The following is a 10,598-nucleotide window of genomic DNA, read 5'->3' as shown; positions in this document are numbered from 1 at the left end:
CGGACCTGGCCTGGAGCCGCACGGTGGACTTCTTCAAGAAATACCTGGCTTGACCCCCCCTGCAGGAGCGCAGAGCGTTACCGCCTGTCCCAGAGCGGCCATGTCCTCGGCACGGCCGCTCGATTTCCGCCATATGAGCCCGATCTCGCGGCAGGGCGCGGGGTCGGCGAATGGCACGATCCTGAGATCGTTGCGTGTCGTCTCCGTGGGGATCGCCATTTCCGGGATCAGCGTCATGCCCATGTCGTGCGATACCATCTGAAGCAGTGTTGCCATGGAGGTTGCGCCGAAATTGACAAGGCTGCGTTTTCCCGCCGTACCACAGACGGCGAGCGCCTGGTCGCGCAGGCAATGGCCCTCTTCCAGCAGCAGAAGCCGTTCCGTATCCACTTGGTTTTCGGTGAGCGGCGACATCAGGACTTCGCGGTCATTGTTCGTCATGGCCATGAAGAAGCGGTCGGAGAACAGCGGCCTTGTTTCGACATTCTCGGCGTCGATCGGCAGAGCGGCAATGACCGCATCCAGCCGTCCATCGATGAGATCGGAAACCAGGCGGTCGGTGATCGCCTCCTTGAGTTCGATCTCGATGCCCGGATAGCTTTCCCTGAGATACGGCACCAGTCGAGGCACGAGATAGGGCGCAACCGTGGGGATGATGCCGATCCGCACCAGCCCGTCGAGAATGCCGCCGCTGTCGCGTGCCGCTTCCTCCAGCCGCTCCACCTCCGTCAATATCGTGCGAATGCGCTGGAGTACCTCCATTCCCTTGCGGGTGAGGAGCACGCCCGAGCGGCTACGCTCGACGAGCTTGCTGCCGAGATGCTCCTCCATTTCCATGATCTGGGTTGAAAGAGCCGGCTGGCTCACATGCACTTGCGCCGCCGCTCTGCCGAAATGCCGGGTGGAGGCGAGCGCATCGAAATAACGCATCTGGCGGAGAGTGAGCACGATAACTTTTTCCGATCATTCTTCTTGTGAGATGCGGTCATGAATTATCGATTTCGGAGGAGAGATTCAACCTGCGCCGACATCATCCTGCGATCCGCTGGCGCGTTTTCACGATCATCATCGCAGCACGCGCGGCTTCGCGTCCCTTTTCCAGGAAATGGGTGGTGAAGACACCCCGGTGGTGTTCGGTTTCATGAAAATGGTGCGGCGTCAGCGATACCGACAAGACGGGAATGCCGGTGTCGAGGCCGGCGCGCATCAGTCCATCGACGACCGCGGCTGCGACGAAATCATGCCGGTAGATACCGCCGTCGACGACCAGCGCGGCCGCGATCACGGCGGCATATCTGCCTGTAGCCGCGAGATCGCGCGCGGCGAGAGGTAGTTCGAAGGCACCTGGTACATCGAAGATGTCGACCTCTTCGCCAGGGATAAGTTCGAGAAAGCCCTCAAGTGCCTTCTCTACAATTTCCGGATGCCAGTTTGCCTTGACGAAAGCGAAGCGGGTGTGTGTCATGTGATCTCCTTTGGCTCGACACGTCACCCAAGGCGATCACGCACGTCATCAGCCCCCGCGATGGCGGGTGCTGTACGTCCGTTCTCTTCCATCCGGACTATGACCGTCGGCTCAGGCATCGCACCTGATCTGCTGACCCTTCCATTGGAAGGCGCTCGCGGGCTCGCGATCTGCGCCGCATACCGCCGGTGGGGAATTCCGCCCCGCCCTGAGAATACGTGTGATCTAGCTTGAAGCCTGTCGGGAAAGCAAGGCCGGATTGTCGCCAGTCACCACCCGGTCATGGCTTGACCTGCCCTCGCACGGGCGAGGCGGGGGAAAGCCTTCACCTCGCCGTCGAGGTCGTCGGGGATGACCGCGGGCGAGATGTTGTCGAGGCAGGCGGTGATGTGGTCGGTGATGGCGTTCATCAGCGAGGGAGAGAGGCCCGGCCGTTTCATGAGGCCGATCTGCACCGGCGGCAGCGGCGGAAAACCGTCGGCGGCAGTCAGCACCTTCATGCCCGGTCGCAGTGCCGATTCCGGCAACACTGAAACGGCCATGCCGGCAAGTACCGCAGCAGCGACCACCGTCGAGGACCAGCTTGTGAACAGAACCTGGTATTCGCGGCCGTCCGCATCGAGTGCCGAGCAGGCAAGCTGCCGCCAGAGGCAATCGCGACGGCCGACGGCGAGCGGCACAGGCGCATCGTCCTTGAGCGGATGATTGGCTGATCCGACCCAGCAGAGCGGCTCAGTCCGCACCACATCGGAGATCCGCTGGCGCGGGTTGTGCGTCACAAGCGCGATGTCGAGCTCGCCGCGCGCCATCTTTTCCGCCAGGCTGACCGAGGGCTCGCAGACGATATAAAGTTCGACATTCGGGTGTGTCTTGGCAAACCGGCCGATGATTTCGGGCATATAGCGGTCGGCATAATCGTCCGGCGTGCCGATGCGCAGCGTGCCTTCCAGACGGTTGTCGTCGAAGGCGGCGATCGCCTCGTTGTTGAGCCGGATGATACGCCGCGCATAGTTCAAAAGCTTTTCGCCCTCGGCGGTCAGCCGGTTGCCGCGACCGTCTTTGGCAAAGAGCTGCTTTCCGATCCGTTCCTCCAGCCGGCGCATCTGCATCGAAACGGCCGACTGGGTCTTGAACACCCGGTCCGCAGCCTTGGTGAAGCTGCCGGTATCCACGATGGCAAGGAATGTATGCAACTGGTCGATATCGAGCGGAGCGGACATGGCGGGCATCCATCAGAGTGTTTGATGCTAATCATTAGAAACATTCGTTGGACTGATCAATAGGTTTTCAGCGATAACAAGATCGCAAATCAACGATCGATACGGCGCCTTCTCCCTGGGGCGCCTCCCAAGGCTGCCTTTCCGTAGGACCTCCGCGGAAGGAGCGGCCAAACTCGTGCCTGATGAAAGGAAAGTCCGATGAGCACGACCAAATACGGAACCGAACTCGACCTCGTCTGCGAACAGCGTATCCCCGAAGGCCGCCTGGCCATTGCGATGCTGCGAGTGCAATCCGTATGGCGTGCCTTTCGCAATCGTCTGGCGTCCAATTGCCTCCATGATCTCGACGACCGCCAGCTCAACGATATCGGCCTCACACGGCATGATGTGGTGATGGCGCTCGACCGGTCCGGCTCTCTTGAGGATCCGTCGCTCCTTCTGACGCGCGCGGCCCGGGAACGGGCACGCACCCGCTTTGCGAGGTCCGCCAACCGCTGATTTCACGCTTTTCCCCGCAGGGTGATAGCCAATAGCCCTGCCTCTTGCCCGGCCGGTCGATCCGTGCCGGGCTTTTTTGTACGCATGCCGCCCGAAAGTGGTTGCCGGTTTCGGGGCAACGGCATGCGGGAAAAGGCGCGCTACTTTCCTGGCGTGGTCTCGGCAGGGGTGGGCTTGTCATCGGCCCCATTGCGGAGCGTCGCGAAGATCGCCTCCATGTTCTTCTGGTAGGTCTTCTGCACTTCAAGCCCGCTGTCGAACATGCTGTTCAGAACGTCGCGATAGGGATTAGCCTCGGGCGCCGGCTTTTCTGTCGGCTTTTCGGGCGCGGGCGCGGACGGAGCCTGGGACGGGAAGGCGCCGGCCATCATATCCTGGAACGCCTTGGCGAACGGGTTGTCGGCAAAGGGATTGCTGCTGCTTGGAGGCTGCGGCTGTTCCGGCTTGTCCAGCCCCCACATCGAACGCATGGCCTGCGTGAAGGGATTGTCGAAAGGATTGATGGCCGCCTGAGGCTTGGTCTTCGGCTGCAGCCCCATGCTTTCGAGCCATTGTTGTGCCATCTGGCCGATCGGCGAGGCGGCAAAGGCCTCGTTGGCGGTCGGCATCTGGCCGGTCATCTGCTTGAACAGCCCGCCCATCAGCGTATCGGCCATCACCGGCATCATCCTCTTGAATGTGTCCTGTGCAATGCCGGTGAACTGTTCCGCCTGCGCGGCGATGGCGCGGGAAACCTCCTTCGAGCCGAAGATTTTTTCGAGAACCGCATTGCCGTCCGCGACGCCCTGGGGCGTGAAGGCCTTCGTCATGTCCTCGAAATATTTGGTATAGGCGCCCGAGAACATGCTGCTCATCAGCGCGGTCAGATCGTAGGGGTTGGTCGCGCTGCGCTTGAGGCCGGAAGAGAAGGCGGGCATCAGCGCGGCCATGGCCTGGGTCGCCTGCTCCTGCGCCAGATTGAATTGTTTGGCGATTGCCTCCATGCCTTCGCCGTTCTGAGCCCTGAGCATCACATCGAACAGTGGCAGCATGAAGAATCCTTTCCGCTTGCGTGTAACGAACACTATAGCCGGAAAAGCGTAAGCGGAAACCGGTTTTTAGAACCGGTCTCAGTTGCTCAATACTGATATTCCTCGAAAACAGGATCCACGGAACCGTTCCAGCGGCCGTGATAGAGTGCCAGCATGTCTTCAGCCATCGTCGCCTTCTTGGCGAGCACTTCCTCGATCGGCTGCAGAAATATGCTTTCGTCCTGGCCTTCGCCGTTCAGCCGGTTGCGCGCCTTCAGGCCGGCCCTTGAAATGGCGACGACCTCGCGCGCGACATCCAGGACAGGTCTGCCCTTGATCTCGGCCTTGAGCGCCTTTGCCGGCACCGTATCACGCATGGCGGTGACGTCCTCGACGGTCCAGTCCTGCGTCAGGGCTTCGGCATCGGCAAGCGCGGTGTCGTCGTAAAGCAGGCCGACCCAGAAGGCCGGCAGCGCGCAGATGCGCCGCCAAGGACCGCCATCGGCGCCGCGCATTTCGAGGAAGCGCTTCAGCCGCACCTCCGGGAAAAGAGTGGAGAGATGATTGGTCCAGTCGCCCATCGTGGGCTCCCAGTCGCTGATTTCGCCCTTCAGGGCGCCGTTCATGAACTGGCGGAAGGTGACATGCGTGCAGTCGTGATATCTGCCGTTCCGGACGACGAAATACATCGGCACATCGAGCGCCCATTCGACATAGTCGTCGAAACCGAAATCCGGCTTGAAGACGAAAGGCAATATGCCGGCACGCCGATTGTCGGTGTCGCGCCAGATGTCGCCGCGCCAGGAAAGCAGGCCGTTCGGCTTTCCCTCGGTAAAGGGGGAGGAGGCGAAAAGCGCGGTCGCGATCGACTGCAGCTTCATCGAAACCCGCATCTTCCGGGCCATATCCTCTTCGGAGGAGAAGTCGAGGTTCACCTGGATCGTGCAGGTGCGGTACATCATGTCGAGGCCTTGCGAGCCGACCTTCGGCATGTAGCGCGTCATGATCCCGTAGCGGGATTTCGGCATGCGCGGCGTTTCCTCAAACGACCATTTCGGGCTGCCGCCCATGCCGAGGAAGCGGATGCCCATCGGCTCGGCGATCTCCTTGAGGAGGGCCAGATGCTGGTTTGATTCGCGACAGGTCTGATGGATGGTCTCGAGCGGCGCGCCCGAAAGCTCGAACTGGCCGCCCGGTTCGATCGAGATGGCACCCATGCCTGAATGCTCGCCGAGCCCGATGATATTCTCGCCATCCATGATCGGCTCCCAGCCGAGCTTCGCCTCCATGCCCTTCAGGAGTGCGGAGATGCTGGCATCGCCAAAATAGGGAACAGGGCGGTGATCCGCCTGGAAAAAGGCGAATTTCTCGTGCTCCGTACCGATGCGGAAGTCTTCCTTCGCCCGCGGTCCCTTGGCCAGGTAGGCGGAAAGCTCGGACACCGAGGAGAGCGGTGTCTGGTCGGTGGTGTCACGCGCCATGAAATTTACCTTGTTCGGAATGCCGGATCTGGACGCCAAAATCGTACGAATGCCGGCTGCTTGGACCGGAATGATGTGCGGTGCAAGTGAATTTCTTTCAAGATAGATTCAGAATTTCAAAGCCACTGTGTCAAGCGTGTCACCGCCAGTCGCCGATCGCCGCCTGGATGACCGCAAGCGCGGCCACCGCTGCGGTATCCGCGCGCAAAATCCGCGGTCCGAGTGGGATGGCCGTGACGAAGGACAAGGACCGCAGCGCTGTCCTTTCCTCCTCGGAAAACCCGCCTTCCGGGCCGACCAGCAACGCCAGTCTCGTCTCCTTGACGGTGGAAAGGATCGGCAGCGGGTTCTGTCCTTCGTCGCCCTCGTCGCAGAAGATGATGCGCCGGTCCGCCGGCCATTTTTCCAGAAGGTCGCCAAGCTTCTTCGGCGCTGCCACGCCGGGGATCGACAATATGCCGCACTGTTCGGCGGCCTCGATCACATTTGCCTGAAGCCGGTCCAGGCTGGTGATCTTGCCCTGCACGTGCTGGGTCATGACGGGCTGCAGGAGCCCGGCGCCCATCTCCACCGCTTTCTGGACGATATAGTCCAGCCGCCCGACCTTCAGCGGCGCGAACAGGTAATAAAGGTCAGGCGCAGGCGGCTGCGGCCGGGTCTGTTCGAGTGCTTCCAGTATGATCTTCTTGCGCGTCGGAAAGGTGAGCTTCGTCTTCCACTCGCCGTCACGGCCGTTGAAGACGAGAATTTCCGCCCCTTCGGCCATCCTGAGCACATTGGCGAGATAGTTGAACTGCTCGGCCGATACTTCGTGCCGGACGCCGGCCCCGAGCGGCGCTTCGATGAACAGCCTTTGCATCCGGAAGTTGGCGCGCATGGATATTCCGTTCGTCCTGGTCAGATAAACAGCGCGAACATAGCCGTCGCGAGCATTGCCGCAAGGGTGGCTGCGGCGGGAAGCGTGATCACCCATGCGGCGACGATGGTCAGCAGATGCGAGCGCCGCACCAGAAAACGCCGTTTTAACTCTTCGTCGTTGCGTTCGAAGGGCTCGGTCATGTCAAGCTCCTTGCCGGAGCGCATCCGTATATAGTCGAGACGACGGCGGGAATAGCGCGTATACCACTCGCGGAAGAAGCCGACGCCGAACACAGCGCCCACGGCAATATGCGTCGAAGACACCGGCAGGCCAATCCACGAGGCGATGATCACCGTCAGCGCGGTCGAGAGCGACACGCAATAGGCGCGCATCGGATTGAGCCTGGTGATCTCTGTACCCACCAGCCTGACCAGTTTCGGTCCGAACAGCAGCAGTCCGAGCGAGATGCCCAGCCCGCCGATCACCAGCTCCCAGAGCGGGACGTGGACGCTTCCGGTGACGCCGCGTTGCGCCGCCGCGACAATGGCCGCAAGCGGCCCGATCGCGTTGGAGACGTCATTGGCTCCATGCGCAAAGGACATGAGCGCGGCGGAAAAGACGAGGGGGACGCGGAAAAGTTTCCTGAGTGATTGATTGCGGTTTTCGAGCCCCTCGGCCTGCCGGGCAATCACCGGGATCAGGAGCCGCCATGCAGCCAGGCCGGTCGCCACCGCAATCAGTGTTGCGACCGGAACCGACACATGCACGAGCTGGCCCAATCCGATCAGCGAGAGAAACCCTGCGAAAGCCCCCGTCATGAGACCGATCAGCACCGGCACCCATTTCTTGGCCGAGGCGATCTTGTCCTCCTGGTAGATGATGGTTTCCTTGATGAGGAAGAGCAGTGCTGCGGCGATGACCGCACCGAGGATTGGTAAGAAAACCCAGCTGGCGGTGATGCCGGCGACCGTTCCCCAGTTGATCGCCGAAAGGCCGGCGGCCGCTATTCCGGCGCCCATGACGCCGCCGACGATGGAATGCGTGGTGGAGACCGGCGCGCCGAACCAGGTTGCGACATTGATAAGGATGGCGGCGGAGAGCAGAGCCGCCATCATGGCCCAGATCAGGATTTCCGGGCTGGCTATCATGCTGCCTTGCATGATGTTGTTGGCGACTGTGTTGGCGACACCCCGGCCCGCGATCACCGCGCCCGCCACCTCGAAGACGGCGGCAAGCCCAAGGCCGAAGGCCATGCTCATGGCACGTGCGCCGACCGCGGCGCCGATATTGTTCGTCACATCGTTGGCGCCGATATTCATCGCCATGTAGGCGGCAATTCCGGATGCGGCGATGACGACCACGGCACCGGGCTTGCCCGTCACGTAGGATGCGGCAAAGATCGCGACGAGGACGATGAAAAGCAGTGCCGTACCCGGTGCGGCAAGCCGGCGCGACGTCTGCCGCGCGGCTTCCTCCACCGAGGATAACTTTTCCAGATCCTTGTCGAGCGTCGGCTTCGCCAGACGCGGCCGCCTTTGGCCCATTTAATCATCCCTGGGTGATACGCGAGGTGTAAAACGGTGGCCCGGCCATTCTCCACCTCGCGAAGAAATCGTGGCCCACCGCCTAATGGCAATGGCTCATGAAGGCAATATTGGAACGTGCGGAGCTTAGCTCGCCGCCTTGGTCGGCAGCGGCGGAATGCGCGGCTGCATTTTTTCGGCGAACTGCAGGAGGAGAATCTTCAGTTCCGGCTCGTGGACGCGATTGGCGGCTTCCTCGCAGGAAACCCATTCCAGGGTTCGCGAACCCTTTTCGGGAAAGCTCTTGAGGCATTCGGTCACTTCCAGCGCATGAACTTGCACCTGGACAGGTATCTTCAGACCGTTGGTGAGTGTCTTTCGATAGTTGTAGTAGCCGAGTGGTTCCTTCCCTATCTTGCCCTTGACGCCGACCTCTTCGAAGGCTTCGCGTTCGGCAACCTGATAGGCCTTCTTGCCTGTCATCGGCCAGCCCTTGGGAATGACCCAGCGACCGGTATCGCGGCTTGTGGCAACGAGGACTTCAAGCTGTCCCTGCTTCTTCTTCATCCGGTAGCACAGCGCGGCATATTGCTGCCGCGGCGGCCGCTGCAGCATCAACCGAAGATTGCCGGTGACCTGATTCATGAAACCCAATTTCCGCGATACCTCCGAGTGAACGACATTTTACTAATATAGGGATTGCCTGAAGCTTAACGAGCTGAGCACAACCGTTTTGAACGAGAATCATGGCGGAAGGTTCGCTAAGATGAAGATTATTTTCGGGCCCGCCTTGTTTAAGGTCAACTGATAAATTGCACACCTGTTCACTTTATAACGGCATCGTGGATCTGCATGGCGTGATTGCGACAAATACGACGAAGAAAGTTGAAGCAGCGGCCTGATCGTGAAATAGGATGGGAGAAAAGAACAGGCGGCTTGAATTGCAAAGGGAGGTTGCCGTGTCCGAAGCTATTCGCTTTCTGCCGCCACGTCCGGCGGTCCTTTCGCGGCGGGCGGCCATTATCGCCGATCTCACCGATCTCCTGCCGGCAGACTGTCTCGTGCATGAGCCGCGCGAGCTGGTTCCGTTTGAGACCGATGCCTTCATCTCCTATCGGCGTCTGCCCCTGGCGGTGGTCCTGCCGAGGACAACGGCGCAAGTGGCCGCCGTCATGAGATATTGCCATCGTTATGGCATTCCGGTCGTGCCGCGCGGCGCGGGCACCTCGCTTTCGGGCGGGGCAATTCCGCAGGAAGATGCGGTCGTGCTCGGCTTGTCCAGGATGTCGCGCGTCCTGGAAGTGGACTATGCCAACCGCACTGCCATTGTGCAGGCGGGTGTCACGAATTTGAGCATTTCCGAGACCGTCGGTGTCGACGGCTTCTTTTATGCGCCGGACCCGAGCTCGCAGCTCGCCTGTACAATCGGCGGCAATATCGGCATGAACTCCGGCGGCGCGCACTGTCTGAAATACGGTGTCACGACCAATAACCTGCTCGGCGTCAAGATGGTGCTGGTGGACGGCACGGTGATCGAGCTCGGCGGCAAGCATCTGGACGCGGCGGGCTACGATCTGCTCGGCCTCGTTTGCGGTTCGGAAGGCCAGCTCGGTATCGTTACGGAAGCCACGGTGAGGCTGATCGCCAAGCCGGAAGGTGCGCGGCCTGTGCTCTTCGGTTTCGAGACGTCGGAGGCGGCTGGTGCTTGCGTGACGGACATCATCGGCGCGGGCATCATTCCGGTTGCGGTCGAATTCATGGACAAGCCGGCGATCGAGATCTGCGAGGCATTCGCCCAGGCGGGTTATCCGCTTGATGTCGGCGCGCTGCTGATCGTCGAAGTCGAGGGCTCTGAAGCCGAGATGGATACGATGCTGGCAGGCATCGTCGAGATTGCCCGCCGCCATGATGTGAAAACCGTGCGCGAGTGCCAGTCGGCGACGGAAGCGGCGCTCATCTGGAAGGGCCGCAAGTCGGCCTTCGGTGCGACGGGCCGCATCGCCGATTATATCTGCATGGACGGCACCGTGCCGCTTGGGAAACTCTCCTATGTGCTCAACAAGACGTCCGAGATCATTGAACGGTACGGGCTGAGGGTCGCCAACGTCTTCCATGCCGGCGACGGCAACATGCATCCGCTGATCCTGTTCAACGCCAACGATCCGGAGGATGCGGCGAAAGCTGAAGAGGCCGGCAACGAGATCCTCAAGCTCTGCGTCGATGCTGGCGGTTGCCTGACCGGCGAACACGGCGTCGGCATCGAGAAGCGCGACCTGATGCGGCATCAATATTCGGAAGCCGAGCTTGCCCAGCAGATGGCGGTGCGCTCTGCCTTCGATGAAGACTGGATCCTCAATCCGTCGAAAGTCTTTCCTCTGGAGGGAAGAGCGTGAATTTCATGTGTACCGCTTCTTCCGCCGTCCTTGCGGCTGGCGACCTTACCCCCCTCTGCCCTGTCGGGCATCTCCCCCTCAAGGGGGGAGATCGGCAAGACGCGCCGGCTTCCCGAAACATCTGTCGTTTTCAGCATCGCCTCGGCAGC

The 10,598-nt window shown here is 61.0% G+C and carries 10 protein-coding genes and 1 riboswitch; of the genes, 2 read left to right on the top strand and 8 right to left on the bottom strand.

The window, feature by feature from the left end:
- Positions 1-33: 33 nt before the first annotated feature.
- From JL39_RS27865 to JL39_RS27855, 3 genes are all read right to left on the bottom strand, one after another.
- On the bottom strand, positions 34-948 hold the full coding sequence (locus JL39_RS27865) for a hydrogen peroxide-inducible genes activator (protein WP_037158483.1): 915 nt from the start codon (positions 946-948) through the stop codon (positions 34-36).
- Positions 949-1,030: 82 nt separating this feature from the next.
- A complete protein-coding gene (locus JL39_RS27860) occupies positions 1,031-1,465 on the bottom strand; it encodes a 6,7-dimethyl-8-ribityllumazine synthase (protein WP_037158482.1) in 435 nt (144 codons plus the stop codon).
- Between the two features lie 76 nt (positions 1,466-1,541).
- Positions 1,542-1,685, bottom strand: a riboswitch (FMN riboswitch).
- Positions 1,686-1,734: 49 nt separating this feature from the next.
- Complete coding sequence (locus JL39_RS27855) at positions 1,735-2,685, bottom strand: LysR substrate-binding domain-containing protein (protein WP_037158480.1); 951 nt, start codon at positions 2,683-2,685, stop codon at positions 1,735-1,737.
- A gap of 198 nt (positions 2,686-2,883) precedes the next feature.
- On the opposite strand from JL39_RS27855, the gene JL39_RS27850 reads away from it, so the two are divergent.
- Positions 2,884-3,183 carry a DUF1127 domain-containing protein gene (locus tag JL39_RS27850; protein WP_037158477.1) on the top strand — a complete coding sequence of 100 codons (300 nt, stop codon included), beginning with the start codon at positions 2,884-2,886 and terminating at the stop codon, positions 3,181-3,183.
- Between the two features lie 140 nt (positions 3,184-3,323).
- On the opposite strand, the gene JL39_RS27845 is transcribed toward JL39_RS27850, so the two are convergent.
- From JL39_RS27845 to JL39_RS27825, 5 genes are all read right to left on the bottom strand, one after another.
- The gene (locus tag JL39_RS27845; RefSeq protein ID WP_037158474.1) at positions 3,324-4,214 is read right to left on the bottom strand and encodes a DUF937 domain-containing protein; all 891 of its coding nucleotides are present in this window, start codon (positions 4,212-4,214) and stop codon (positions 3,324-3,326) included.
- Positions 4,215-4,300: 86 nt separating this feature from the next.
- Entirely contained in the window at positions 4,301-5,674 is a 1,374-nt protein-coding gene (locus tag JL39_RS27840; RefSeq protein WP_037158471.1) for a glutamate--cysteine ligase, read from the bottom strand.
- 139 nt (positions 5,675-5,813) lie between these two features.
- Positions 5,814-6,551 carry a 16S rRNA (uracil(1498)-N(3))-methyltransferase gene (locus JL39_RS27835; RefSeq protein ID WP_037158468.1) on the bottom strand — a complete coding sequence of 246 codons (738 nt, stop codon included), beginning with the start codon at positions 6,549-6,551 and terminating at the stop codon, positions 5,814-5,816.
- Between the two features lie 20 nt (positions 6,552-6,571).
- Positions 6,572-8,077, bottom strand: a complete 1,506-nt coding sequence (locus JL39_RS27830; protein ID WP_037158465.1) for an inorganic phosphate transporter — start codon at positions 8,075-8,077, stop codon at positions 6,572-6,574.
- A 126-nt stretch (positions 8,078-8,203) separates the two neighbouring features.
- The gene (locus JL39_RS27825) at positions 8,204-8,710 is read right to left on the bottom strand and encodes an NUDIX hydrolase (RefSeq protein ID WP_200884015.1); all 507 of its coding nucleotides are present in this window, start codon (positions 8,708-8,710) and stop codon (positions 8,204-8,206) included.
- Positions 8,711-9,015: 305 nt separating this feature from the next.
- Here JL39_RS27825 and JL39_RS27820 point away from each other — a divergent pair, with 305 nt between their 5' ends.
- Complete coding sequence (locus JL39_RS27820; protein ID WP_037159889.1) at positions 9,016-10,449, top strand: FAD-linked oxidase C-terminal domain-containing protein; 1,434 nt, start codon at positions 9,016-9,018, stop codon at positions 10,447-10,449.
- Positions 10,450-10,598 lie beyond the last annotated feature (149 nt).

Origin of the sequence: Rhizobium sp. YS-1r (genome assembly GCF_000757525.1) — a bacterium.
Taxonomy (GTDB): Bacteria; Pseudomonadota; Alphaproteobacteria; order Rhizobiales; family Rhizobiaceae; genus Neorhizobium; species Neorhizobium petrolearium.
Note: the sequence above shows the minus strand (reverse complement) of the source record. Positions and strands in the feature narration are given on the sequence as shown.